We start from the raw sequence: 23,163 nt of genomic DNA, 5'->3' as shown, positions 1-23,163 counted from the left end.
CCCTGCCGGTTGTATGGGCGGCCGTGAAGCGCATATGCGCAAGCATGGCCCTGCGCGCGCTTCCCCTGCTGCTGCTTCTCGCCACGCCGGCCGCGGCCGAACCCTGGCGTGCCACCTATTTCATCAATGCTGCCGGCCTGCCCATCGCGGAGGTCGAGCTGCGCTTCGCCCTGGACGGCCCCGGCTACAGGGTGGAGACCCGCGCGCGCTCGCTGGGCGTGGCACGGCTGTTCCTGCGCGGCGAGCAGGTCTCGCGCTCCGAGGGGCAGTGGGTGGCCGGGCTGCCCCGGCCGCGCGTCCATGTCAGCGAAGGCAATTGGCGCGGCGTCATGCGCCGCACCCGGCTGGAATACGGGCCCGATGGCGCGCCGCGCGTGGCGGTGCTGACGCCCGCCCAGGACATGCCGCGCAGCCCCGTGCCGGCCTCGGCCATTCCGGGCACCATGGACGGGCTGTCCGCCCTGGCGGGGCTGGCGCGCCATGTGCGCGAAACCTCGACCTGTGAGACGGGGGCGCGCGGCTTCGACGGGCGGCGCCTCACGCAATTCGCCGTGGCGCGTGACCCCGCGCCGGCGGAAGGGCCCCGCCTGCGCTGCGTGATCGAGGCGCGGACACTGGCCGGCTATGCCCTGGACCGCGACGCGGCCGAGGCGCGCGAGCCGCTTCGCATCCTGGCCGACTTCGGCCCCCGCGCACCCGGCCACCCGGCGGTGCCGGAGCGCGTGGAACTCGGCAGCCGCTGGTGGGGCACCATCGAGGCGACGCTGATGGATCTGCGGCGCGAGGCGCCGGCCAGCAACTGAGTTCAGCCCCCCAGCAGGAAGGGCAGGTCCTGCGGGCGCCTGGCCACCAGATCCGCGCCCTCGCCGCTGCCATAGCCCCAGGCGGCGAAGACCGTCCGCACGCCGGCGCCCTTGGCGGCCAGGATGTCGTTCTGGTGGTCGCCGATCATGACGGATTGCGCGGGGGACATGTGCATGGCCTCCAGCACGCCGCGCACATGGCCGGGGTCGGGCTTGCGGACGGGCAGGGTGTCGCCGCCCACCACCAGCTCGAAGAAGCGCAGCATGCCCAAAGCCCGCAGCAGCGCCTGGGCGGCGGCCACGGGCTTGTTGGTGCAGACGGCGGCGCGCCAGCCCGCCACGCCCATGGTGGCGAGCGCGGCCTCGATCCCCTCATAGGGCTGGGTGAGGTTGGCGCTGTTGGCCTCCAGATCGGCCAGGAAGGGCGGGATCACGTCATCGGTCAGGGTGGCGCCGCGGGCGGTGAAGGCCTTCACCAGCAGGGCATGGGCGCCGTCGCCCACCATGGCCGCCACCTGGGGCACGGTGAAGGGGGCCAGCTTTTGCCGGGCCAAAGCGCGGTTCAGCACGGCGGCGATGTCCGGCGCGCTGTCCACCAGGGTTCCGTCGAGGTCGAAGATGGCAAGCTTCATGGGCGTTCCGTCTGGGGGCGTTCCGTCGGCGTGGCGAAGAGTTTCAGCAAGGGCGGCAGCACCAGCATCACGCAGGCCAGCGAATAGACAAGGCTGATGGAAAGCACGACGCCCATGCTGGCCGTGCCCGGGTGCGGCGAGACCATCAGCGCCCCGAAGGCGGCCGCGTTGGTCACGGCGGAATAGATCACGGCGCGGTTCAGCGGGCTGGCCAGCAGGTCGCGCCGCCCCTGCTGCCAGGCGGTCACGAAGTAGATGTCATAGGCGACACCCATGCCGAACAGCAGCGGCAGGGCGATGATGTTGGCGAGGTTCAGGTCCGGCCCCAGCAGGGCGCAATGCGCCATGGTCAGTAGCCCCGCCAGCGCCAGCGGCGCCACCGCCAGGACCGACAGCTTCAGCGAGCGCAGCGCCACCCAGAGCAGCAGCACCACCACCGTCATGGCGATGACGCCCGAGAGGATGAAGGCCCCCTGGATGGTGGCGGAGGATTCCACCGCCGAGATGGCGAGCCCCGTCGCATCCGGCGCCACCGCCTGCACGGCGCGGGCGAAGCGGCGCAGCTGGGTGGTCTCGTCGCCCTCGCCGGGGGAGGGCGCGATCTCGATGCGCGCCTGTCCCGTGGCGGTGATCCAGTCGCGCCGCAGCGCCTCGGGCAGGGTTTCCAGCGTCACGGGGCCGGCGGAGAGCAGCAGGCGCACCCGGCGCAACGTGTCGGTCAGGCCGGGCAGGGTGGCTTCGGCCAGGGCCTCGCGCCCCGCGGGCAGCCCGTCGGCGAGGCGGTTATAGGCGATGGCCAGCGCGCGGGCATCGGCCGCGACGGGCCCCGTGCCGCGCAGGGCCGCGAGCGCCAGGGCCGCCTCGCGCAGGGCGGCGATGGTCTCGGCCTCGGTGGGGGGCTCGCGCGGGGTGGGGGCCAAAGCGGGCCCCAACAGCATGGCCGCGTCCTCGATGAGGAAGAGCTTGGCCTCCTGCCCGCCCGGGAGGAAGTCGGCCAGGGTGGTGGCGCGGGCCACCTCGGGCAGGGCGTCCAGCCGCGCGGCCAGGGCCTGCGCCGCCTCAAGGTCCGGTGCCAGGATTTCCAGCGTGTTGGGGTCGGTGTCCGGGTCCTGCGCCAGGTCACGCCAGGTGGAAACCGATTCCGCCTGGGGGTCGCGCAGGTTGATGGGGTTGGTGTCGAAGCGCAGCCAGTAGCTGGCGCCGGCGCAGAACAGCGCCAGCAGCAAGGCGAGCGTGCCGGCCAGCCGCGCATGGCGGGAGAGCCACTGGTCCACCGGGCGCAGGGCGGGGTAGCCCACCTCCCGCATTTCGCGCCCCGGCCGGGCCAGCAGCATCAGGGCGGGCAGCATGGTCATGGCCAGCAGCCAGCCGATGAACATGCCCGCCCCCGCGATGAGGCCCAGCTCCGCCACGCCGCGGTAGTCGGTCGGAATGAAGGCGAAGAAGCTGAGGCCGATGGCCAGCGTCGCCAGCGTCATGCCCGGGCCGGCCACCCGCGCGGCCTCGATCAGCGCGGGGCGCACCTGGCCGAGGCGCGCGCTCTCGGCGCGGAACTGCACGGCGTATTGCGTGCCGAAATCATTGCCCAGGCCGATGAACATCACCGCGAAGGCGATGGAGAGCGGGTTGAAGCTGCCCACCGCCAATATGCCGAAGGCGGCCGTCCAGAAGATGCCCACGATGGTCAGCGCCAGCAGCGGCCAGATCAGCCGCCAGGAGCGCAGCGCCATCCAGAGCAGGATGCCCACCAGCACGAAGGAGAGCACGCCTGTCAGCACCGCGCCGTCGGCCACGGTGGCGAATTCCTCATCGCCCATGGGCACGGGGCCGGTCAGGCGCAGGCGCATCCCCTCTTCCGCGAGGCCCAGCATGCGGGCCTCCTCGCGGATCACCTCCGACGCCGCGGCGCCGGCGGAAAGCTGCGCGTAGTCCAGCGTGGGCTGGATCATGACGAAGCGCCGCAACTCGGAGGGGCGGGGCGTCTGCCCCGTCATCAGGGCGCGCCAGTCGGGGGGCGCGATGGCCTCGCGCGTGGCGGCCTCGGCGGCGGCGGCGAGCGCGTGCAGGGGGCCGGCCACGCGGTCGGGCTCCGCCTCGCCCCGCGCCAGCCCCTCGGCCATGAGGCGGCTGATTTCGGCGAGGCCCCGCAGCGAGGGGTCGGCCGCGATGGTGCCCAGCAGCGCCTGGCCCTCGATGAGGCGTTCGGCGACGGCCGCGACCTCGGCCTCCGGCAGGAAGAGCAGGCCGTGGCGGTCCCAGAATTCCCCGGCATCGGGGCGGCGGACGGTGCGGAAGAGCTGGGGCTGGGCGCGCAGGCGCTCGGCCAGCGCCTCCGCCGCGCGGTCGAGGCGCCCGGCATCGGGCCCGTCCAGCACGGCCACGACGAGGTCGGTGCGTTCGGGAAAGGCCTCGGCCAGGGTGCGCTCGGACACCCGCCAGCCGAGCTCATCCGGGAAAAGCTTCGAGACGTCCGAATCCAGGGTGAAGCGCGTGACCGTGAGCCAGGCCGCGAAGACCGTCACCACCGCGCAGAGCAGCAGCGTGGCGACGGGCCAGCGCACCGAGCGGCCGACCAGCGCGACCACCAGCCGCCCCAGCAGCGCCCCCGGGGGGGATGGCTGCGGGGAGGCATTCATGGCCTAAACCGCATGCACCAGCAGCGCCGCCACCAGGGCCGCCAGCGCCACGCCGGGCCAGAAGGCCTGGCTGGTGCTGCCCTCACAGGTCTCGGGCTGGCGCCGGGCGAGCCAGCGCAGGCAGCCCGCCATGACGGCCAGCAGGCCGACCAGCGCCGCACCCGCGCCCAGCGCCACCGTGCCGGCCGCGACCAGCAGCAGGGCGAGGATGCCGCCCGGAAGCGAGGTGAACCACACGCTCAGCGCCAGCGCCGCCGCCACCAGGAAGACCGGCAGCACGGCCCAGAGCCCCGGCACCGGCACCCCCATGAACAGCGCGGCGATGGGGCCGCAAAGGGCGGTAGCGATCAGGATGGAGGCCTCGGTCAGGGCCAGCAGCCGGTCGGGCGGGACCTCGCCGCGCAGCAGCCAGGCCTGCCACAGCGTCAGCTTCACCAGCCCCAGGATCAGCCCCGCCGTGGCGAGGATCATGCCGCCGGGGGCCGCGACGCCCGGGCCCATCTGCGCGCCCAGCATCAGCACGCCCGGCAGGGCCAGCGCCATGCCGCCCAGCGCCAGCATCCGGTGGTTGCGGGCGCTGCGCATGGCGCCGGTGCCACGCAGGGCGAACCAGAGCAAAGGCAGGCTGCCCATCCAGATGGCCGCGCCCGATTCGCGCAGGAAGGTGGCCAGAACGGGCAGGGCGCCGGCATGGGCGCCCCCCTGCAGGATGCCGCCCAGCAGCAACACGGTGGCCGCGCCCACGATGGGGGCCGGCGGCCCGTCCTTCCAGGCCAGCGCGGCCGTCGCCGCCCCGCCGCCCAGCGCCATCAGCGCGCCGATCAAGCCGCCCCAACCCGCGGTGGAGGGCAGGACCAGCAGCGCCACCAGCACCGCCAGCACGGCGGCCACGGTGGTGACATAGCGGGCCAAAGGCCGCACCGCGGGCGGGGCCGCGACCAGCAGGAAGGCGGCGCTGCCGAGCGCCGCGCTGCGCGCGAGCATGGCCAGCGCGTAGAGGAACCAACCCTCCGTCATCGCTCAGCCCGCCGCCGGCGTGGCGGGGGGCGCCATGCGGTTGGGGGCGCGCAGGAAGAAGCGCGCGAAGCGGGCCAGGGCCGGCATGGTGGTGGGGCGCAGCAGGCGGGCATCATAGCCCGCGAAGCGCCGGTCATTCTCGGCGAGGCAGAGGTCAATGATGTCGGCCAGGGTGTAGTCCTCGGCGGAGACCGACTTGGCGCCGGTCACGGTGAAATTGTTGTCCTGCTTCTGTTCCTGGCCGCTGCCATCCACGGTCTTGGCCAGGCCGATGCGCTCCCAGCCCAGGAAGGCCCAGACGGCCCAGACCCGCAGCTCGAACCAGGGGCGGCGCCAGAGCGGCATGTTCGCCCGGTGCCAGGCCAGCCAGTTGGCGAAGAGCAGGATGTGCCGGCATTCCTCCTGGATCACCGGCTCGAAGGTGTCCGTCAGTTCCGTGGGGAAGAAGCCGGAGCGCCGGGCCATCTCGAACAGGCCGAAGGCGAAGAAGCTGTCCACGCATTCGCTGAAGCCGGTGACGAGATAGGCCCATTCCGCGTCCTTCGGGTGGACGTATTCGGGCTCGGGCGCCAGCTTGATGTCATAGGCGGCCACCAGGCGCGACAGCACCTCCTTGTGGCGGTTCTCCTCCCAGCCATTGCGCGCGATGGTCTCGCGCATCTCGGGGTCCTGGATGGTGGCGGCATAGGCGGCCATGCGCAGCCGCGCCTTGCCCTCGGTCTGCACCGCGATGTCCCAGATGGGGAGCGAGGTGATGCGGTTCAGCGCCTCGGCGTCGAGCTTGGGCCAGGGAATGACGCTCGGCTTGTAGGGGTTGAAGGTCTCCTCGAACATCCGGCAGACGGCGCGCTTGTGCTCGGGCGAGCCGGGGCGCAGCCGGCCGGGCTCGGGGCTGTGCCAGTGGCGGGCGCGGGCATCGGCGGCGGCGACCGTCGCCGCGTCGGGCAGGCGCCCGGCCAGGTTGTCGTCGAGGCTGCCGGAGAGGCGGGCGTCGATGTCCGAGACAGAATGGCTCAAGGCGGCGTGGCTCCGAGGGGCGCGCGAGGGGTGGGCCGTCCTTACCTGATTACCCGTGGCCCGCGCGCAAGTCCACGCGCGGCAGGTCAGTCCGGAGCCCCGGCGCTGCGGACATGGGCCTCGGCGCGGCGGGCGGCCAACGCCTCGTCCCCGGCGAGGATGGCTTCCGATATCCCACGGTGATTCTTCCCAGCTGCGGCGCTGGGCGGCCTTGCCCCTGCTGGCATTCTCAAGCGCCCTGCGGAACCCGTCGGGTTCATCAGCTCGGGTATGGGGGCCGCCCGCCGCCAGGATTTCATGTGCCGTTTGGGGAGGCAGGCCCACCTCAACGAAAAAGCCGCGCGCCCATCACAGGCGTGCGGCTTTCCGAAAGCTCCAGCGGAGGTGCGTTTTACTGCGGCTCGATCCCCGCGGCGCGGATGGCGTTGGTCCACTTGGTGGTTTCGGCGCGGATGAAGGCCGCGGCCTCGGCCGGCGTCGAGGGCAGCAGCGCCATGCCGAAGCCGGTGCTGAGGCGCTCCTGCAAGGTGCTGTCCGACATCGCATGGCGCACCGCCACGTTCAGCCGCTGGATGATGGGGGCGGGGGTGGCCGCGGGCACCATCAGCGCGAACCAGGCAAACAGCTCGTAGTCGGGCAGGCCCTGCTCGGCCACCGGCGCCACGTCCGGCAATTGCGCCGAGCGCGTGCGGGTCGTGATGCCCAGCACCCGCAGCTGCCCGCCCTGCACGCCGGGCAGGATCACGGCCTGGTCGGCCACGAAGAGGTTCACCCGCCCCGCGATCAGGTCCTGCACCGCGTTGGGCGAGGAACGGTAGGGCACGTTCAGCATCTTCACGCCGGCCATGGCGGCGAGCATCTCGGCCGCCACCTGCTGCGAGGAGGAGGCGGAAGCGAAGCTGATGCTCTCCGGCCGCTCCCGCGCGGCGGTGATCAGGTCCTGCAGGGTGCGGTAGGGCGAGTTGGCGGCGACCGCCACCAGCAGCGGGATGGAGGCCAGCGTCGAGACCGGCGCGAAGTCACGCTCCTGGTCATAGGGCACGCGGCGGAACAGGGCGTTGGCGGCGGCCTGGGTGGAGTTGGTGCCGAAGAGCACCGTGTAGCCATCGGGGGCGGCGCGGGCCACGGCCTCGGCGCCGATCATGCCCGAGGCGCCGGCGCGGTTCTCCACCACCACCGGCTGGCCCAGATTGTCGCGCATGCGCTCGGCGAAAAGGCGGCCCAGGATGTCGGTGGCGCTGCCGGCGGCGAAGGGCACGATGGCGCGGACAGGCTGCGCGGGCCAGGTCTGGGCGGACGCGGAGGTGGCGATGGCGGCGGCCGGGATCGCGGACAGCAGGGCGCGGCGGTTCATGTGCGGTTTCCTTCCCTCGGGTGTCTGCGCGGATAGGCGGAACCGGGGCGCCCCGCAAGCGGCTTGCGGCGCGGGCGCGCGCGGCGAATGCTGGCCGTGCAGGAGGATATGACGATGGACAGGGAGGCGGCGGGCTGGACGCTCGCCATTCACGGGGGCGCGGGCACCATTCCGCGCGCGGCGCTGACGGGCGGTAGGGAGGCGGAGTATCGCGCCGGGCTGATGGCGGCGCTGGAGGCCGGCGCGGCGGTGCTGCGCGCCGGCGGCACGGCCGGGGATGCGGTGGTGGAGGCCGTGCGCGCGCTGGAGGATTGCCCGCTGTTCAACGCCGGGCGCGGCAGCACCTTCACCTCGGACGGCACCATCGAGATGGACGCGGCGCTGATGCTGGGCGAAGGAAAGGCCGGCGCGGTGACGGGTGTGACACGCCCGCGCAACCCCATCCGCGCCGCGCGGGCGGTGCTGGAGGGCGGGCGGCATGTGCTGCTGTCCGGCGCCGCGGCCGATGCCTTCGCCGCCGCCGCGGGGCTCGATCTGGCCCCGGCCGACTATTTCCGCACCGAACACCGCCTGGCGCAGTTGGAAGCTGCCCGCGCACAGGACCGCGTGGCGCTGGACCATGACGTGCCGGCCCGGATGGGAACCGTGGGCGCGGTGGCGCGCGATGCGGCCGGGCGGCTCGCCGCCGCGACCTCCACGGGCGGCATGACCAACAAGCGGCCGGGGCGGGTGGGGGATTGCCCGGTCTTCGGCGCGGGCACCTGGGCGGATGGCACCGTCGCCATTTCCTGCACCGGCACGGGCGAGGCCTTCATCCGCGCCGCCGCCGCGCATGAGATCAGCGCGCGGATGCGCCATCTGGGCGAGACGCTGGAACAGGCCTGCGCGCGGGTGATCGGCACCGATGTCCCGGCGGCGGGCGGGCGCGGCGGGCTGATCGCGGTGGATGCGGCGGGCCATGCCGCGCTGCCCTTCAACACGGAGGGGATGTATCGGGGCGCCTGGCGCGCGGGCGGGCGGCCCATGGTCGCCATCCATGAGGAGACGCCGGCCCCTGCCGCCCCGCGCGCAGAAGCTGGTGCTTGACCGTAAATATTTTGCGCGTAACTGCCAAGCTTATGGGTCGGAAGGGTGGAGGCAGGCCTGTAAATATCAATAACAGGATGGCTTTATTACTGTCATTCCTCTGCATCATGATGGAATATCGGTGCAACGGGCGTCGTAGCGTGGCGTTCATTTGCTACACCACAGTGCAACGGAGATGTTCCATGGCCAGATTCACTCGCGTCTGCCAGGCGGCCCTGGTGGCTGCCCTGCTCTCGGCGCCCGTCCTGACCCCGGCGGTGCAGGCGCAGCCCGCCACGACCACGACCGGCACGACCACCGCCCCCGCCACGGGCGGCTTCCAGGGGGGCGGCGGGCGCACCGACGGGTTCAACTGGGGCTGGCTCGGCTTGATCGGGCTTGCGGGGCTGGCACCGCTCTTCATGCGGCGCGACCGGGCCGGGACCATCCATCCGGACACCCGTCGCTGAGCAGGTGATCCGCCGGTCGGGGCCCCCCGGGGTTACCGCCGGGCCTGGAAGAAGTCCCGCAGCAGGGCGGCGGCGTCGGCCTCGCGCACGCCGCCCACCACCTCGGGCGCGTGGTGGCATTGGCGGTGGGCGAAGACGCGGGCGCCATGCTCCACCCCGCCCGATTTCGGGTCATAGGCGCCGAAGACCACGCGCTTCACCCGGAACAGGCTGGCCGCCTGGGCGCACATGGCGCAGGGCTCGAGCGTGACCCAGAGCGTCGCGTCCTCCAGGTGCTTGTCGGCGCGACGGGTCGCGGCGGCGCGCATGGCCAGGATCTCGGCATGGGCGGAGGGGTCGTGGCGCGCCTCCACCTCATTACCGGCGCGGGCCAGCACGGTGCCCGCGGCGTCGGTGACGACTGCGCCCACCGGCACCTCGCCGCGCAGGGCGGCGGCGCGGGCCTCTTCCAGCGCGATCTCCATGGGCGACATGCGGCGCTTGTGCCGCAGAAGTCGCGGCCGCGCCACTTGCGGCGGGCGGCGCCCCCGCGTCACAAGGGCGCATGGAGAAACGCCCCCTCATCGGCCTGACCCTGGACAGCGAGGCCGCCGGCGGCTGGTCGAAGCTGCCCTGGTATGCGCTGCGCCAGAACTACTTTTCCGCCGTCATCGCGGCCGGCGGGTTGCCGGTGGCCTTGCCCCATGCGCCCGAGCTGGCGCTGGACTACCTGGCCGCGCTGGACGGGCTGCTGGTGACGGGCGGCGCCTTCGACGTGGACCCCGCCTTGTGGGGCGGCGGCGCGCCCCACCCCAAGGTGGTGCTGAAGCCCGGCCGGACGGATTTCGAACTGGCCGCGACCCGCGCCGCCCTGGCGCGCGACATGCCGGTGCTGGGCATCTGCGGCGGGCAGCAGCTTCTGGCGGTGGCGCTCGGCGCCACCCTGCACCAGCACATCCCGGACGAGGCGCCTTCCGACATCGCCCACGAACAGCCCAACCCGCGCACCGAGCCGGGGCATGAGGTGGAGGTGGCACCCGGCACCCTGCTGGCGCGCATCACGGGCCGCGCGCGCATGGCGGTGAACTCCGCGCACCACCAGGCGGTGCGGAGCGTGGGCGAGGGGCTGGTGGTGAACGCCCGCGCCCCCGATGGGCTGATCGAGGGCATCGAGGCGCCCGCGCATCGCTTCGCCCTGGGGGTGCAGTGGCACCCCGAATATGCGGTGGACCCGGCCGACCCGTTGATCCTGAAGGCGTTCGTGGAGGCGTGCCGTGGTTGACGTGAAGAAGCCCGAAGGCGAGCGCATCGCCAAATGGCTCGCTCGTGCCGGCGTCGCCTCGCGCCGCGATGCGGAGAAGATCATCGCCGAAGGCCGCGTGACGCTGGAGGGCAAGCCCGTCACCCAGCCGGCCACCTTCGTCCAGCCCGGCGACATCGTCACCGTGGACGGCAAGGCGGTGAACGAGCCGGAGCGCACGCGCCTCTTCCGCTACCACAAGCCCGCGGGGCTGATGACGACCCACAAGGACCCGGAAGGCCGCCCCACCGTCTTCGAGAAGCTGCCGGAGGATTTGCCCCGCCTCATCTCCATCGGCCGCCTCGACTACAACAGCGAGGGGCTGCTGCTGCTGACCAATGACGGCGCGCTGGCGCGGCGGCTGGAACTGCCCTCGAATGGCTGGGTGCGGCGCTATCGCGTGCGCGTCTTCGGCCTGGTGAACGAGAAGGCGCTGGAGGTCCTGGCCCAGGGCGTGACCATCGAGGGCATCCGCTACGCGCCTATCGAGGCGGGGCTCGATTCCAAGAAGGGCGACAACGCCTGGCTGACCGTGGCCCTGCACGAGGGCAAGAACCGCGAGATCCGCCGCGTCATGGCCTATCTGGGGCTGGAGGTCTCGCGCCTCATCCGCGTCGCCTATGGCCCCTTCCAGCTCGGCACCATGGACCGTGGCGCGGTGGAGGAGGTGAACCCGAAGGTGGTGCGCGAACAGCTTGGGCTGGCGGCGCCGGCCCGCAAGCGCTGATGCGCATCATCGCCGGCGCCTGGAAGGGCAGGCGGCTTCAGGCCCCGGAGGGGCTGGGAACGCGCCCCACCGCCATCCGCGCGCGGCAGGCGCTGTTCGACATGCTCTGGCATGCCCCCTGGGCGGGGCGTGAGCTGGTGGAGGGGGCCGTGGTGCTGGACGCCTTCGCCGGCACCGGGGCCTATGGGCTGGAGGCGCTGTCGCGCGGTGCGGCGGAGGCCACCTTCCTGGAAACCGACCGCGCGGCGCTCTCCGCGCTGCGCGCCAACATCGCCGCCTGCGCGGGGGCGAAGGCGCGGGTGCTGGCGGCCGATGCCACCCGGCCGCCCCGCGCCGTCACCCCCTGCACCCTGGCCTTCCTGGACCCGCCCTATGGTTCTGGCCTGCTGAAGCCCGCGCTGGACGCGCTGGACGCGGCCGGCTGGTTCGCGCCCGGGGCCATCATCTGCGCCGAGCTCGGCCCCAAGGACGAGGCGCCGGAAACCCGCTTCCCGGTGCTGACGGACCGCGCCCATGGCAAGGCGCGGCTCTTGGTCCTGGGCGGATGATCGCGCTGCGCCGCCTGCTGGTGGTGGTGCCCTCGCCCGGCTTCGGCGGCGCGGAGGCGCAGACCCTGCAGGTGGCACGCGGCCTGGCGCGCATGGGCGCCGAGGTGCTGGTGGTGGCCGAACCCGCCACGCTCGCCGCCGCGGGCGCGGCCCTTTCCGGCTGCGCCCCCCATCCCGCCCCGCTGCACATGGACCCCGACGCGCCGCTGGCCGTCGCCCTGGCCCGGCAAGGCGAGGCGCTGCGCCCGTTCCTGCGCGGCGCCGAGTCCGCGCTGGTCTGCTGCCCCCTGCCCAATGCCGCGCTGGGCGCGCTGCGGGCGCTGTCGGAGGCCGCGATCCCCACCCTGGCCGTGGCGCATCTGGTCCGGGTGGACTGGAACTCCACCCCGGCCGAGGCCGCGCTGGTGGCCGGGCTGCGCCTGGGCTGGGCCGCCGTTTCCGCCCCGGCCGCGCGGCGGCTGGAGGCGCTGTTCGACCTGCCGCATGGCCAGGTGGCCGTGGTGCCCAATGGGCTGCCACCCGCGCCTCCCCCCGTGGCGGACCGTGCCCGCTTCAACCTGCCCTCGGGGGTTCCGCTGCTGGTGCAGGTGGGGCGCCTCGATGACCGCAAGGGCGCGCACCTGGCCCCCGCCTTGTCCTGGGCGGTGGCGCCGGGGCTGCTGGCCCTGGCGGGGGAGGGGCCCTTCGCGCCCGCCCTCGCCGCCGCCGGGGTGCGGCTGCTGGGCCGCGTCGCGGATGTGCCGGCGCTGCTCGCCTCGGCCGATGCGATGGTGCTGCCCTCCCGGCATGAGGGCGCGCCGCTGGTGCTGCTGGAGGCGGCCCGCGCCGGCTGCCCCATCCTGGCCACCCGCGCCGCGCTGGAGGCCTGGCCGGCGCCCGAGGCCGTGGCGCGCATCATCCCGCGCGAGGCCGATTCCATCGCCGCCGCTTTCCGCGCCCTGCTGGCCGACGGCGCGGGCACGGCGGCCCGTGTGGCGGCGGCACGCGCGGTGGCGGAGGCTTGCGACGAGGCGGCCATGATCACCCTCACCGCCCGCCTGATCGAGGCTGCGGCCGCCAGATGCGCCGCCTGATCCTGGACCGCCCGCCCGGCCCCGCCCGCTTCTGGCTGTGCGAGGCGCCCTTCCGCCTGGACGCGCCCCAGGCCGGCACGCTGGCGCTGCACCTGCCGCGCCCCGCGCCCCTCTCCGTGCTGGTGGTGGGCGCCGCCCGCCTGCCGGGGGCGCTGCTGCGCGCGGGCTGGGTGGAATGCGCCGCCTCCGGCCCCGTGGCGCTGCGGGCCGAGGGCGCGCCCATCGCCCTGTCCCTGAACCAGCACGGCCGCCCCGCCCTGCGCGCCTGGGACGCCCCGCCCGAACCCCCCTGGCAGGCCGCGCGCATCCTGGGCCGTGGCGCGGTGGTGGCGCTGGGGGCGGGCGGTGCGCGGCCGGTGCTGCGCCTGGCGGCGGGCGAGGCCGCCTGGGTCACGCTGCCTCATCTGGACACGCTGCCCGAACCCCGCCTGCGCGCCCTGCGCGGCCCCCTGCCGCGCGCCGCATTGCGCTGGGGCCTGCCGCATGCGCCCATGGCGCGAGGCCCCGGCCCCGCCACGCTCTGGCTGCGCGCGGGCCTGGCCTGCGAGGTGGTCTGGGAGGGTTGATCAGCCTGCCGGCGCGATGGCGCCATGCGGCGCTGCCATCAGGCGTTCCAGCAGGGCGCTGCGCTGCACGGGCTTGGGCAGGTAGTCATCCATCCCGGCCGCGCGGCATTGCCGTTCATAGACCAGCCCCACCGCCGCCGTCAGGCCGATGATGGGGGCGCGCCTGTTGGGCCCGTCCCCGGCACGGATGCGGCGGGTCGCTTCCAGCCCATCCACCACCGGCATCTGCAGATCCATGAGGATGAGGTCGAAGGCATGGGCCTCGGCGATGGTGACACCCTCATCGCCATCGCCCGCCACCACCACCTCGCAGTTCATCTTCGCCAGCAGCGCGCGCATGACCATCTGGTTGGTCGGGTTGTCCTCGACCAGCAGCACATGGCGGCGCGGCATCTCGGCGGCGGGTTCGGGCGTGGGCGCGGGGACCTGTGCGGCCGCCCCTGGCCCTCGCATGGCGTGCTGCAGGGCGTCGCGCAGCCGGGCGGGCAGGGTGGGCTTCAGCAGCATGGCGTCCACCAGCCCCTCATGCGGCTGTTCGCGCGCGAGATCGGCGCCCGAGCTGCACAGCAGGATGGCCATGCGCGGCAGCCCCTGCGTGGCGCGGACACGGCGGGCGAGGTCGAGGCCGTTGGTCTCGCCCAACTGCCCGTCCAGCACCATCGCCTGCACCGACTGGTTGGCCTCCGCCGCGGCGAGGATGGTCTGCATGGCGCTCGTGGCATCGGGCACCGCGATGGCCAGCGCCCCCATGGCCGTCAGCTGCCGCACCAGGATTTCGCGGTTGATCTCCAGGTCATCCACCACCAGCACGCGCAGCCCGACCAGGCCATCAATGCGCGGCGGCTCGGCCGGCGTGGCGGAGACGCCGGTGCGGAGCGTGAAGCTGAAGCGGCTGCCGCCGCCGCGTGGCAGCGTCGGATCGCGCGGGGCGGCCTCGATGTTGCCGCCCATCTCCTCCGCGAGGCGCTTGCAGATGGCCAGCCCCAGGCCGGTGCCGCCATATTTGCGGTTGATGGAGGCATCGGCCTGGGTGAAGCGTTCGAACAGATGCGGGATCTGGTGCGCCTCCAGCCCGATGCCGGTGTCCAGCACATGGCAGCGCAGCAGCCATTCGCGCTTGCCGCGCAGGCGTTCGGCGCTGATCTCCAGCTCGATCCAGCCATGCTCGGTGAACTTCACCGCATTGCCGACGAGGTTGAACAGCACCTGGCGGAAGCGCCCCGGGTCGCCCACCACCTGGGCGGGCAGGGAGGGATCGAGCGCCACCACCAGCTCCACATCCTTGGTGGCGGCGCGGGGGGCGAAGAGCTCGACGATGGTGCCGATCTCGCGCTCCAGATCGAAGGGCACGCGCTCCAGCTCCACCGCGCCGGCTTCGAGCTTGGACAGGTCGAGGATGTCGTTCAGCACCATCAGCAGGTGCTCGGCCGAGTTCTGGATGGTCTCGCCATAGCGGCGCTGCAGGGGGTCGAGGCGCGTATCGAGCAGCAGGCCGGTCATGCCGATCACGCCGTTCATGGGCGTGCGGATCTCGTGGCTCATGCTGGCCAGGAAATCCTCCTTGGCGCGGGAGGCGGCGCGGGCCTGGCGTTCGCTTTCCTTGAGGCGGCGGCCCTGGGCCTCCAGCGCCTGCGCCTGGCGGATGACCAGCGCCAGCGCGCCCAGGATGGCCAGCCCCGCCACGCCGATGCCCACCAGCAGCAGCAGGCTCAGCGCGCGGATGCCGTCGAAGGCGTCGTCCTGGCGGCGGACCACCTCCACCACGAACAACCCCTGCCGCGTCACGGCGAAGCTGCCGATGATGTCCAGCCCGTCCTGGTCGGCGCCGGTGTAGGTGCCGCTCTCGCGCCGGGGCAGGAAGTTGCGGAAAGGCCAGGCGCCGGGATGGATGGTCCCGATGCCCTCCCGCGCGCCGTCGGACCGCACCAGCAGCGCGCCGTTGAAGGCGTGCAGCCGCACCGTGACGCCGAAGGCGCTGGCATATTGCTGCGAGATGGAGATCAGGTAGTCGGGGTTCAGCAGCGCCACCACGGCGCCGTCGAACTCGCCTGTGGCCGTGCGGATGGCGCGGGCGAGGGGAATGGACCACAGCCCGCTTTCCGCGATGGCGCGGGGGTTGGTGCCGGCCAGGAAGCGCCCGGCCTCGGGCGGGCCCAGGCGCAGCTGCTGCCCGCCGAAGCGCAGCACGCGGAACCAGTCACGGTTGGCGAGGTCCACGCCCACCAGCGGGTCCGCCGTGGCGTGGATCACCACGCCGCCCGTATCGGTGACGCCCAGCGCGCGAAGCTGCGTGAGATCCCCCAGCAGGCTGGAACGTTCGCCGGCCAGCGCGGCCGCCACCCGTTCCCGCGGGCGCTCAGCCACGTCCAGCAGCATGAGGTCCACGGTCTGGATGGCGCGGGTGAGCTGGTCGGACAGGGCGACGGCGACGGCTTCGGTCAGGCGTTCCGCCTCGCGCCGCGCCTCGGTGTGGCCGCGATAGGTGACGATGCCCCAGACGCCCAGCAGGCACAGGATCACGATGGCCGCCACGGTCGGGTAGAGGCGCGTGGAACGGCGCGGGGCGGGAGCCCCGGCCTTCCGCCGCGTCTCAAGAAGTGGCTTTGTGGGGGCCATGACGCCTATATTAGCGGCATTCGTCCCGGTTTGCGAGGCATTCCTGAACATGCGGGGCTGCCTTGCGCCACAGGCTTGTAACTTCTGGTTTGTTCACTCCGCGGCGGCGCGTGCCTCCGGCCCCAGCTCGGCCCAGGCGGCGTCCAGGCCCTGGCCGAAGCGGCGGCACATGTCCTGGATCTCGGCCTCGCTGATGATGAGCGGCGGCGTGAAGGCGATGCGGTCGCCGATGGCGCGGACGATCAGCCCGGCCTCATGGCACTTGTTCTGCACCAGCACGCCCACCTTGCGGCTGGGGGCGAAGGGCGTGCGGGTGGCCTTGTCGGCCATGAGTTCCACGCCGGCGATCAACCCCACGCCCCGCACATCGCCCACCAGCGGATGGTCGCGGAAGGCGGCCAGCCCGTCGAGGAAGGCGGGCGAGACGGCGCGCACATGGCCCACCATGTCGCGCTCCTCATAGATGGCCAGCGTCTCCAGCCCCACCGCGCAGGCCACCGGATGGCCGCCATAGGTGAAGCCATGGCCGAAGCTGCCATGCTTCTTCGAGCCCGCGATCAGCGCCTCCTGGATGGGCCGGCTGATCAGCGTGGCGGAGAGCGGCTGGTAGGCGGCCGTGAGCTGCTTCGCGCAGGTCAGGATGTCGGGTGTGATGCCATAGGTCTCACAGCCCCAGAGGTTCCCGGTGCGGCCGAAGCCGCAGATCACCTCATCGGCCACGAAGAGGATGTCGTGCTTCTTCAGGATGGGCTGGATGAGGTCGAAATACCCCTCCGGCGGGGTGATGGCGCCGCCGCCGCCCTGCACCGGCTCGGCGAAGAAGGCGGCGATGGTGTCGGCGCCCTCGCGCTCGATCAGGGCTTCGAGCTCGGCGGCCATGCGGGCGGAGAATTCGCGCTCCGTCTCGCCCGCCTCGTGGAAGCGGTAGTAGTGCGGGTTGGAGATGTGCAGGAAGCGGTCGCCATAGGGCAGGTCGAAATCCGCCTGCATGTGCGGCTGGCCGGACAGGGACGCGGTGGCGACGGTGTTGCCGTGATAGCCGCGGATGCGCCCGATCAGCTTCTTCTTCTGCGGCTTGCCGCGCAGATTGTTGTAGTACCAGATGACCTTGATGGCCGCGTCATTGGCCTCGCTGCCCGAGCATTGGAACATCACGTGGCTGAGGTCGCCGGGCGCCATCTCCACGAGCTTTTCGGCGAGCCGCACCGAGGGCTCATGCCCCTTCTGGAAGAAGGTGTGGTAGTAGGGCAGGGCGAGAAGCTGCTTGTAGGCCGCATCCGCCAGCCGCTTCTCGGAAAAGCCGAGCGACGCGCACCAGAGACCCGCCATGGCCTCGATGTAGCGCCGGCCCTCGGTGTCCACCACATGCACGCCGTCACCCTTGGCGATCAGCACCGCCCCCTCGCGCCCATGGGCGTCGAGGTCGGTCTGCTGGTGCACCATATGGGCGATATCCGCCATGTGCAGGTTGTTGGCGCGCATGATGGTTCTCCCTTTCCCGGTTCCTCGGGAAGGGAGCCTAGGCCCATCCGCGCGCCGCTGTCAGTCCCTGATGAGGGTCAGGCGGGATCACCCGTGTCCGGCGCCAGCCCGGCCGCCTCGATGCCCGCGATGCAGGCTTCCTCATCCTTGGCCGAGACATCGCCCGAGATGCCCACGGCGCCGAGCAGCACATGGGCCGCATCGCGCACCAGCACGCCGCCCTGGGCCGGCACCGCTTTGCCGCCCGTCAGGTCGGACAGCGCGTTGGTGAAGCCCGGCATGGACTGGGCCCGCCGCGCCAGCTCCCGCGTGCCGAAGCCCATGGCCAGCGCGCCATAGGCCTTGCCCATCGCGATCTCGGGGCGCAGCAGGCTCGCGCCATCCTCGCGCTTCATCACCTTCACATGGCCGCCGGCATCCAGCACCACGACGCAGAGCGGCAGCAGCCCCAGCTCGCGGCCCTTGGCGAGGGCGGCATCGGCGATGGTCTCGGCCTGGGCGAGGGTGAGGCCGTTCACGGCGGCCGGGTGGGCGGGCTGGGGCATGGTCGTCTCCTTTATCCTTGCCCCGAATTAACCCGGAACGGCGCCGGGTCAAATCCGCAGCAGCGGGCGGGGGTCCACCGCCTCGCCGCGCCGCCGCAGCTCCACATAGAGGGTGGGGCTGCCCGAGGGCGCCAGCACCCCCACCGGCTCGCCCGCGCGCAGGCGCTGGCCGGCCCGCACATCCAGCCGCGCCATGCCCCCCAGCACCAGGTGCTGCCCCGCCCCGCATTCGACGATGACGAGGTGCCCATAGCTGCGGAAGGGCGCGGCGAAGGCGATGGACCCCGCGCATGGCGTCACCACCCGCGCGCCGGGTGCCGCCGAGAAGGTCAGCCCCCGCGCCGGCCCGCCCTCGCCGGGCGAGCCGAAGCCGCGCACCAGCCGCCCGGCGACGGGGGGGATGCTGCCGGCGGGTGTGGGGTCGGCCGGGGGTGGGGCCGGCGCGGGGGCGGGGGCGGGCCGGGCGCGGCGGGCGGCGGCCGCGGCCGCGCGGGCCTCGGCCCGGGCGCGCGCCGCCTCCGCCCGCGCCTGGGCTGCCTCGACCCGCGCCAGCGCCTCGGCCAGCGAGGTGGCGCGGGCGATGGCGGCCTCCGCCTGTTCGGCGGCGCGGCGCTCGGCGCGGGTCTGGAGGGTCAGGTTGCGCTGCGCCTCGGCGAATTGCGCGTCCAGCGCGGCGGCGGCCTCGCGGGCCGCGGCCTCGGTGGCGGCGAGGCGCGCGCGGGCAGCGTCCAACGCCTCCGCCTCTTCCCGCGCGCGGGTGGCGGCATCGCGCAGCCGGGCGGCCAGGAGTTGCGCCTCCCGCACCATGCCGCGCATGGCGGCCAGTCCCAGCGTGACCTCCTCCGGGGGCAATGGGGCGGCGAGCAGCAGGGGGGCGGGTTCGCGGGCCACGCGCATCAGCACCGGCAGCAGGGGGGCGATGCGGGCGGAAAGTTCCGCCACTTCCGCCCGTGCCGCGGCCTCGGCGGTGGCCAAGGCTTCCGCACGTTCGGTGGCGTCCAGCAGGGCGCGTTCGGCCGCCTGGGCCCGGGCGGCGCCGGCCACGCGCTCGGTGGCCAGGCGTTCGGCCTCGGCCTCGGCCTCGGCGCGACGTTCCTCGGCGGCCTCGGCCGCGCGGCGGGCCTCGGCGGCCTGGCGCTGCGCCTCGGCGGCACTTTGCGCCGCCACGCCACCACCCGCCGCCAGCCAGATCGCCGCCCCCAGAAACCATCCCCGCATCATGGGGGCGGACCAGACCACAGACCGGGCCTCACCGCCAAGGACCATGAGCGCGCGTGATTCACGCCTCCAGGCGTTCCGCCCTGCGGCGATCACGCGCCAAGGTTTCCTCCCTCCCGCGCCCGTGCGAGAAACCTTCCCGGAAAGGAACGCCCCATGCCCGAAGGTCGCCTCTTCATCGGCACACGCCGCTATTCCTCCTGGTCGCTGCGCGGCTGGCTGGCCGTGCGCCTCGCGCGGCTGGATGTGGAGGAGGTGGTGATCGCCCTCGCCACCCAATCCACCGCCGCCATCAAGGGCGCCTCGCCCACCGGCATGGTGCCCTGCCTGGAGCATGGGGGGGCGCGCATCTGGGACAGCCTGGCCATCGGGGAATATTGCGCGGAATTGACGCCAGGCCTCTGGCCCGCCGACCGCATGGTGCGCGCCCATGCCCGCAGCGTGACGGCGGAGATGCATTCGGGCTTCCGCGAATTGCGCGTGGCCATGCCCATGAACCTCGGCCGTGACTTCGCCGGGCGCGGGCGCACCACCGGCGCCCTGGCCGATATCGCGCGCATCGAGGCGCTCTGGGCCGAATGCCTCGCCGCCCATGGCGGGCCCTATCTGTTCGGCGCGAACTTCACCCTGGCGGATGCCTTCTACGCGCCCGTGGTGGCGCGTTTCCTCACCTGGCAGCCGCAGCTCACCGGCACCAGCATGGCCTATGTGGAGGCCGTGCGCGCCCACCCGCTGGTGGCGGAATGGTATGATTTGGCCCGCGCCGAACCGGCGGAATGGCTGCTCGACAAGTATGAGAACCCCGCGACATGACCGACACCGCGCTGGCCCTCGACCATGTGGGCGTCTGCAATTTCGAACTGGGGCCGATGACGGCGGCCTATGAGGCGCTGGGCTTCACCCTCTCGCCCATCGCGCAGCAATCGGGCAAGCGCACGCCCGACAGCCCGACCGAGCGCATGGCCACCGGCAATCGCTGCGCCTTCCTGCGCCATGGCTATATCGAGCTGCTGGCCATCGTGGAGCCGGGGCGCTGGGACAACCGCCTCTCGGAATTCGTGGGGCGCTATGGCGGGCTGCACATCCTGGCCATGGCGATGGACGATGCCGAGGCGAATTTGGCCCGGCTGCGGCGCGGCGGGGTGGACATCCCCGGCATCGCGCATCTGGAACGGCCGGTGGACAAGCCCGACGGCCCGCGCGCCCGCTTCTCGCGCCTGCCCTGGCCCGATGCGCCGGAGGGGCGGCTGCAGCTCATCCAGCACCACACCCCGGAGCTGATGTGGCAGCCGCATCTGCTGGAGCACGCCAACAAGGCGGATCTGCTGAAGGAACTCATCCTCGTCAGCCCCAACCCCGCGGAAAGCGGCGCGCGCCTCTCCCGCCTGACCGGCCTGCCGCTGGAACCCGGCGCCGAGGGCGGCTTCGTGCTGCGCTTCCCGGGCGGGGCGGGTGTCGCGGGGCCGAACGCGCCCGCCATGGAAACCCGGGTGAGCCTGCTGCCACCCGAGGCGTTGCCCGCCGTGCTGCCGGGCGTGGAGATCCCCTCGCTGCCCTTCCTGGCCGGCTTCGTGGTGCGGACCAGCGATGGCAATGCGGCCGTCGCGCGCCTGCTGGCGGGCAAGGCGGTGGAACTGCCGGGCGGGCGCCTGATGGTTCCGCCTTCGCTCGCCGCCGGGGCCGCGCTGGTCTTCGCCCCGTGATCCCCGCCGCCGCCATCGGGCGGTCGCTGCGGCTGTATCACGACAAGGCGCGGCGGCCGGGGCTGGACGCCTTCTATCGGCGGTTTTTGTCCTTCGGGGATTTGGCCTTCGACGTGGGCTGCCATGTGGGCGACCGCGCGGCCAGCTTTCTGCGGATTGGCGCGCGGGTGGTGGCGGTAGAACCCCAGCCGCGACTCGCGCGCACGTTGCGCCTCCTGTTCCACCGGGCCCCCGGCTTCGCGTTGGAGGAGGTGCTGCTCGGCGCCACCCCGGGCGAGGCCGTGCTGCGGCTGAACCGCGCCAACCCCACCGTCGCCACGGCCAGCGAGGCCTTCATCGCCGCCGCCGCCGGCGCGCCGGGCTGGGAGGGGCAGGAATGGGACGCGACCCTCACCCTGCCGCGCACCACCCTGGATGCGCTGGTGGCCCAGCACGGCGCCCCCGCCTTCATCAAGATTGACGTGGAAGGGTGGGAGGCCGAGGTGCTGGCCGGGCTTTCCACGGCCCCGCCCGCGCTCTCCTTCGAATTCACCACCATCCAGCGCGAGGTCGCCCATGCGGCGCTGGCGCGGCTGGTGGCGCTGGGCTTCGCCCATTTCAACGCCTGCCTCGGTGAGAGCATGTCCTGGGCCTTCCCCGCCGCCGTGGATGCCGCGCAGATGGCCGCCTGGCTCGACGCCCTGCCGCCGGAGGCCAACAGCGGCGATGTCTATGCCAGCCTGGACCCCGCGCGGCTTTTGGCCTGAACCTCCTCCGGTGTCGCGGCGATCCCGCGCGCCTTGAGCCAGCGCCCCGCGCCCGGCGCCGTGGTCCACACGCAGAAGGGGATGGCCAGGACCAAGCCCCCCACCCAGGGAATGGCGAACCACAGCGCCCAGGGCGTGGTGGCGGCCACGGCCAGCAGCGCCAGCGCCCCCAGCAGCGAATGCGGCCAGAGCAGCCGCGCCGCATCCGCCCAGGACACGCCCCGGTCGGCGCGGTTCTGCGGCTTCCAACCCATCCGCAACCCGAAGGGCAGGGCCAGCAGGAAGCCCGTCTGGTGCACGGCGCGGATGGGGGCCAGCAGCAGCGCGAAGAGCAATTCGGCCAGGGCGCCCCGCAGGAACCGCCCCCGCCCGCCATAGGTCGCGGCCACCTGCCCTTGCGCCAGCACCTGCGCATAGCCTGCCAGCTTGGAGGCCGCCGGCAACGCCCAGAAAGTGAGAAACACCCCGGCCAGCAGCCCGGCCGGCGCGGCGTCAAAGCCCCCCGTCGCCGCGATCAGCGCCGCCAGCGCGAAGGCCAGCACCCAGAGCGGCGCGCAGAGGAACAGCAGCACCGCCTGGAGCAATTGCCAGCGTGCCATCAGCGTCAGCCCCGGCGCGCCCAGCAGCGACCAGTATTGCATGTTGCCCTCGGCCCAGCGCAGGTCGCGCGCCAGGAATTCGGGCAGGGCGGGCGGGTTGCCCTCCAGGCTGCCCGCCTCCTCCGGCACGCACCAGACCTCCCAGCCGGCCTCGTGCAGCCGCACCGCCTCCACCTGGTCATGGCTCAGGATGGCGCGGCCATCGGGCAGGGCCTCCAGCCGCCCATGTTCCCGGAAGGGCGCCACCCGGAGCAGCGCGTTGTGGCCCCAGTAGGGGCCCTTCTCGGCCTGCCACCAACCCTGGCCGGTTGACCAGGCGCGCATGCCCGCCCGCATGCCGAACTGGAAGAGGCGCGGGAAGGCCGCGGTGACCGGCCGCCCCACGATGATCTGCTGGAGGATGGCGATGCGCGGCGCCGCCTCCATGGTCGCGACCAGGGTGCGGACGGCGGCGGGCGACATTTCCGAATCGGCGTCGAGGCAGAGCAGGTGGTCGTAGTCCCGCCCCTCCGCCTCCAGGAATTCCATGACATTGCCGGCCTTGAAGCCGGTGTTCACGGCGCGGCGGCGCAAATGGATGCGCGCGGCATCCGCCGGGCGGCGGGCGCGCAGGGCCGCGATGGCGGCGGCCTCGGCCTCGGCAGGCGCGCCCTCGGTGCTGTCCGAGAGGAACCACAGCGCGAAGTGTGGGGCGGGCAGCCCGTCCAGCAGGGTTTCCAGCGGCGGAATGACCCCTGCCATGTCCTCGTTGCGGATGCAGACGCCGATGGCCGTGCGGCTGCGCGGCGGCCCTTCCGGCGCCCGCAGGGCCGGCACCACATGCGCGGCCGGCCGCGGTGTGAAGAGCAGGATGGCCAGCCCCACCAGCCCATTCCCGCAGGAGAGGGCGGCCCAGGGCGTCAGGCCGGCCAGCACCAGCAGCCAGGCGAGGTCGAGGGCGGAAAGCCCATCCCCCCCACCGCGCGCCCCGCCAGCAGCAGGGCCGAGAGGGCGATCAGCCCGCACAGGGCGAGGAAGGCGAGGCGCCGCAGGGTCATGCGCCCCATACTGCCATGGCGCGCGGCGTT

Annotated in this window: 23 protein-coding genes; 11 read left to right on the top strand and 12 right to left on the bottom strand. The window is 73.1% G+C overall.

Annotation, left to right across the window (positions count from 1 at the left end; all coding sequences use genetic code 11):
- Positions 1-44 precede the first annotated feature (44 nt).
- A complete protein-coding gene (locus tag ICW72_RS10360) occupies positions 45-803 on the top strand; it encodes a DUF3108 domain-containing protein (protein ID WP_191082633.1) in 759 nt (252 codons plus the stop codon).
- A 2-nt stretch (positions 804-805) separates the two neighbouring features.
- Here ICW72_RS10360 and gph read toward each other — a convergent pair whose 3' ends face one another.
- From gph to ICW72_RS10335, 5 genes are all read right to left on the bottom strand, one after another.
- On the bottom strand, positions 806-1,435 hold the full coding sequence (gene gph, locus ICW72_RS10355) for a phosphoglycolate phosphatase (RefSeq protein WP_191082632.1): 630 nt from the start codon (positions 1,433-1,435) through the stop codon (positions 806-808).
- Positions 1,432-4,071, bottom strand: a complete 2,640-nt coding sequence (locus ICW72_RS10350) for an MMPL family transporter (RefSeq protein ID WP_191082631.1) — start codon at positions 4,069-4,071, stop codon at positions 1,432-1,434. The genes gph and ICW72_RS10350 overlap by 4 nt, the downstream gene beginning before the upstream one ends.
- 3 nt (positions 4,072-4,074) lie before the next feature.
- Positions 4,075-5,088 carry a hypothetical protein gene (locus tag ICW72_RS10345; RefSeq protein WP_191082630.1) on the bottom strand — a complete coding sequence of 338 codons (1,014 nt, stop codon included), beginning with the start codon at positions 5,086-5,088 and terminating at the stop codon, positions 4,075-4,077.
- A 3-nt stretch (positions 5,089-5,091) separates the two neighbouring features.
- Complete coding sequence (locus ICW72_RS10340; RefSeq protein WP_408639201.1) at positions 5,092-6,105, bottom strand: ferritin-like domain-containing protein; 1,014 nt, start codon at positions 6,103-6,105, stop codon at positions 5,092-5,094.
- A 391-nt stretch (positions 6,106-6,496) separates the two neighbouring features.
- Positions 6,497-7,459, bottom strand: coding sequence for a Bug family tripartite tricarboxylate transporter substrate binding protein (locus ICW72_RS10335; protein WP_191082629.1), 963 nt, complete (start codon positions 7,457-7,459; stop codon positions 6,497-6,499).
- Between the two features lie 108 nt (positions 7,460-7,567).
- Between ICW72_RS10335 and ICW72_RS10330 the strand changes: the two genes are divergently transcribed.
- Together ICW72_RS10330 and ICW72_RS10325 are read left to right on the top strand one after the other, a co-directional pair.
- Positions 7,568-8,545: an isoaspartyl peptidase/L-asparaginase family protein gene (locus ICW72_RS10330; RefSeq protein ID WP_223880519.1), complete on the top strand. Its 978-nt coding sequence runs from the start codon at positions 7,568-7,570 to the stop codon at positions 8,543-8,545.
- A 182-nt stretch (positions 8,546-8,727) separates the two neighbouring features.
- Complete coding sequence (locus ICW72_RS10325) at positions 8,728-8,994, top strand: WGxxGxxG family protein (protein WP_191082628.1); 267 nt, start codon at positions 8,728-8,730, stop codon at positions 8,992-8,994.
- A gap of 32 nt (positions 8,995-9,026) precedes the next feature.
- Here ICW72_RS10325 and ICW72_RS10320 read toward each other — a convergent pair whose 3' ends face one another.
- Positions 9,027-9,458 carry a nucleoside deaminase gene (locus ICW72_RS10320; RefSeq protein ID WP_191086220.1) on the bottom strand — a complete coding sequence of 144 codons (432 nt, stop codon included), beginning with the start codon at positions 9,456-9,458 and terminating at the stop codon, positions 9,027-9,029.
- A gap of 80 nt (positions 9,459-9,538) precedes the next feature.
- Here ICW72_RS10320 and ICW72_RS10315 point away from each other — a divergent pair, with 80 nt between their 5' ends.
- Genes ICW72_RS10315 through ICW72_RS10295 form a run of 5 tightly spaced genes read left to right on the top strand, consistent with a single transcriptional unit; the run spans position 9,539 to position 13,187 of the window.
- A complete protein-coding gene (locus ICW72_RS10315) occupies positions 9,539-10,255 on the top strand; it encodes a gamma-glutamyl-gamma-aminobutyrate hydrolase family protein (protein WP_191082627.1) in 717 nt (238 codons plus the stop codon).
- Positions 10,248-11,000, top strand: coding sequence for a pseudouridine synthase (locus ICW72_RS10310; RefSeq protein WP_223880517.1), 753 nt, complete (start codon positions 10,248-10,250; stop codon positions 10,998-11,000). Before ICW72_RS10315 ends, ICW72_RS10310 begins: the two co-directional genes overlap by 8 nt.
- Complete coding sequence (gene rsmD, locus ICW72_RS10305; RefSeq protein WP_191082626.1) at positions 11,000-11,548, top strand: 16S rRNA (guanine(966)-N(2))-methyltransferase RsmD; 549 nt, start codon at positions 11,000-11,002, stop codon at positions 11,546-11,548. The genes ICW72_RS10310 and rsmD overlap by 1 nt, the downstream gene beginning before the upstream one ends.
- Positions 11,545-12,621: a glycosyltransferase family 4 protein gene (locus ICW72_RS10300; RefSeq protein WP_191082625.1), complete on the top strand. Its 1,077-nt coding sequence runs from the start codon at positions 11,545-11,547 to the stop codon at positions 12,619-12,621. Before rsmD ends, ICW72_RS10300 begins: the two co-directional genes overlap by 4 nt.
- A complete protein-coding gene (locus tag ICW72_RS10295) occupies positions 12,609-13,187 on the top strand; it encodes a hypothetical protein (RefSeq protein ID WP_191082624.1) in 579 nt (192 codons plus the stop codon). Before ICW72_RS10300 ends, ICW72_RS10295 begins: the two co-directional genes overlap by 13 nt.
- Here the strand turns inward: ICW72_RS10295 and ICW72_RS10290 are convergent, their stop codons facing one another.
- The 4 genes from ICW72_RS10290 to ICW72_RS10275 form a co-directional block, all read right to left on the bottom strand.
- Positions 13,188-15,719 (bottom strand): response regulator, encoded by a 2,532-nt coding sequence (locus tag ICW72_RS10290; RefSeq protein WP_191082623.1) that lies wholly within the window; start codon positions 15,717-15,719, stop codon positions 13,188-13,190.
- A gap of 177 nt (positions 15,720-15,896) precedes the next feature.
- Positions 15,897-17,285, bottom strand: coding sequence for an aminotransferase (locus ICW72_RS10285; protein WP_191082622.1), 1,389 nt, complete (start codon positions 17,283-17,285; stop codon positions 15,897-15,899).
- Between the two features lie 77 nt (positions 17,286-17,362).
- Positions 17,363-17,830 (bottom strand): GlcG/HbpS family heme-binding protein, encoded by a 468-nt coding sequence (locus ICW72_RS10280; protein WP_191082621.1) that lies wholly within the window; start codon positions 17,828-17,830, stop codon positions 17,363-17,365.
- A 48-nt stretch (positions 17,831-17,878) separates the two neighbouring features.
- Positions 17,879-19,051: a murein hydrolase activator EnvC family protein gene (locus ICW72_RS10275; protein ID WP_191082620.1), complete on the bottom strand. Its 1,173-nt coding sequence runs from the start codon at positions 19,049-19,051 to the stop codon at positions 17,879-17,881.
- Positions 19,052-19,204: 153 nt separating this feature from the next.
- Here ICW72_RS10275 and ICW72_RS10270 point away from each other — a divergent pair, with 153 nt between their 5' ends.
- The 3 genes from ICW72_RS10270 to ICW72_RS10260 are packed head-to-tail and all read left to right on the top strand — an operon-like array spanning position 19,205 to position 21,497.
- The gene (locus ICW72_RS10270) at positions 19,205-19,861 is read left to right on the top strand and encodes a glutathione S-transferase family protein (protein ID WP_191082619.1); all 657 of its coding nucleotides are present in this window, start codon (positions 19,205-19,207) and stop codon (positions 19,859-19,861) included.
- Positions 19,858-20,751, top strand: coding sequence for a VOC family protein (locus tag ICW72_RS10265; protein ID WP_191082618.1), 894 nt, complete (start codon positions 19,858-19,860; stop codon positions 20,749-20,751). The genes ICW72_RS10270 and ICW72_RS10265 overlap by 4 nt, the downstream gene beginning before the upstream one ends.
- On the top strand, positions 20,748-21,497 hold the full coding sequence (locus ICW72_RS10260; protein ID WP_191082617.1) for an FkbM family methyltransferase: 750 nt from the start codon (positions 20,748-20,750) through the stop codon (positions 21,495-21,497). The genes ICW72_RS10265 and ICW72_RS10260 overlap by 4 nt, the downstream gene beginning before the upstream one ends.
- On the opposite strand, the gene mdoH is transcribed toward ICW72_RS10260, so the two are convergent.
- Together mdoH and ICW72_RS10250 are read right to left on the bottom strand one after the other, a co-directional pair.
- The gene (mdoH, locus tag ICW72_RS10255) at positions 21,461-23,011 is read right to left on the bottom strand and encodes a glucans biosynthesis glucosyltransferase MdoH (RefSeq protein WP_191082616.1); all 1,551 of its coding nucleotides are present in this window, start codon (positions 23,009-23,011) and stop codon (positions 21,461-21,463) included. The two genes, ICW72_RS10260 and mdoH, sit on opposite strands and share 37 nt — an antisense overlap.
- Positions 22,996-23,133, bottom strand: a complete 138-nt coding sequence (locus ICW72_RS10250) for a hypothetical protein (RefSeq protein ID WP_191082615.1) — start codon at positions 23,131-23,133, stop codon at positions 22,996-22,998. Before ICW72_RS10250 ends, mdoH begins: the two co-directional genes overlap by 16 nt.
- Between the last annotated feature and the right edge of the window lie 30 nt (positions 23,134-23,163).

The sequence above is a fragment of the Roseococcus microcysteis genome (genome assembly GCF_014764365.1).
Classification (GTDB): domain Bacteria; phylum Pseudomonadota; class Alphaproteobacteria; order Acetobacterales; family Acetobacteraceae; genus Roseococcus; species Roseococcus microcysteis.
The sequence above is the reverse complement of the archived record's forward strand: the minus strand, read 5'-3'. Positions and strand labels throughout refer to the sequence as shown.

Excerpts from the sequence above, each read along its gene's own strand:
- ICW72_RS10360 (WP_191082633.1), top strand. The coding sequence starts at position 45 with ATGGCCCTGCGCGCGCTTCCCCTGCTGCTGCTTCTCGCCACGCCGGCC.
- gph (WP_191082632.1), bottom strand. The coding sequence starts at position 1,435 with ATGAAGCTTGCCATCTTCGACCTCGACGGAACCCTGGTGGACAGCGCG.
- ICW72_RS10350 (WP_191082631.1), bottom strand. The coding sequence starts at position 4,071 with ATGAATGCCTCCCCGCAGCCATCCCCCCCGGGGGCGCTGCTGGGGCGG.
- ICW72_RS10345 (WP_191082630.1), bottom strand. The coding sequence starts at position 5,088 with ATGACGGAGGGTTGGTTCCTCTACGCGCTGGCCATGCTCGCGCGCAGC.
- ICW72_RS10335 (WP_191082629.1), bottom strand. The coding sequence starts at position 7,459 with ATGAACCGCCGCGCCCTGCTGTCCGCGATCCCGGCCGCCGCCATCGCC.
- ICW72_RS10330 (WP_223880519.1), top strand. The coding sequence starts at position 7,568 with ATGACGATGGACAGGGAGGCGGCGGGCTGGACGCTCGCCATTCACGGG.
- ICW72_RS10325 (WP_191082628.1), top strand. The coding sequence starts at position 8,728 with ATGGCCAGATTCACTCGCGTCTGCCAGGCGGCCCTGGTGGCTGCCCTG.
- ICW72_RS10320 (WP_191086220.1), bottom strand. The coding sequence starts at position 9,458 with ATGGAGATCGCGCTGGAAGAGGCCCGCGCCGCCGCCCTGCGCGGCGAG.
- ICW72_RS10315 (WP_191082627.1), top strand. The coding sequence starts at position 9,539 with ATGGAGAAACGCCCCCTCATCGGCCTGACCCTGGACAGCGAGGCCGCC.
- rsmD (WP_191082626.1), top strand. The coding sequence starts at position 11,000 with ATGCGCATCATCGCCGGCGCCTGGAAGGGCAGGCGGCTTCAGGCCCCG.
- ICW72_RS10300 (WP_191082625.1), top strand. The coding sequence starts at position 11,545 with ATGATCGCGCTGCGCCGCCTGCTGGTGGTGGTGCCCTCGCCCGGCTTC.
- ICW72_RS10295 (WP_191082624.1), top strand. The coding sequence starts at position 12,609 with ATGCGCCGCCTGATCCTGGACCGCCCGCCCGGCCCCGCCCGCTTCTGG.
- ICW72_RS10285 (WP_191082622.1), bottom strand. The coding sequence starts at position 17,285 with ATGCGCGCCAACAACCTGCACATGGCGGATATCGCCCATATGGTGCAC.
- ICW72_RS10280 (WP_191082621.1), bottom strand. The coding sequence starts at position 17,830 with ATGCCCCAGCCCGCCCACCCGGCCGCCGTGAACGGCCTCACCCTCGCC.
- ICW72_RS10275 (WP_191082620.1), bottom strand. The coding sequence starts at position 19,051 with ATGATGCGGGGATGGTTTCTGGGGGCGGCGATCTGGCTGGCGGCGGGT.
- ICW72_RS10270 (WP_191082619.1), top strand. The coding sequence starts at position 19,205 with ATGCCCGAAGGTCGCCTCTTCATCGGCACACGCCGCTATTCCTCCTGG.
- ICW72_RS10265 (WP_191082618.1), top strand. The coding sequence starts at position 19,858 with ATGACCGACACCGCGCTGGCCCTCGACCATGTGGGCGTCTGCAATTTC.
- ICW72_RS10250 (WP_191082615.1), bottom strand. The coding sequence starts at position 23,133 with ATGACCCTGCGGCGCCTCGCCTTCCTCGCCCTGTGCGGGCTGATCGCC.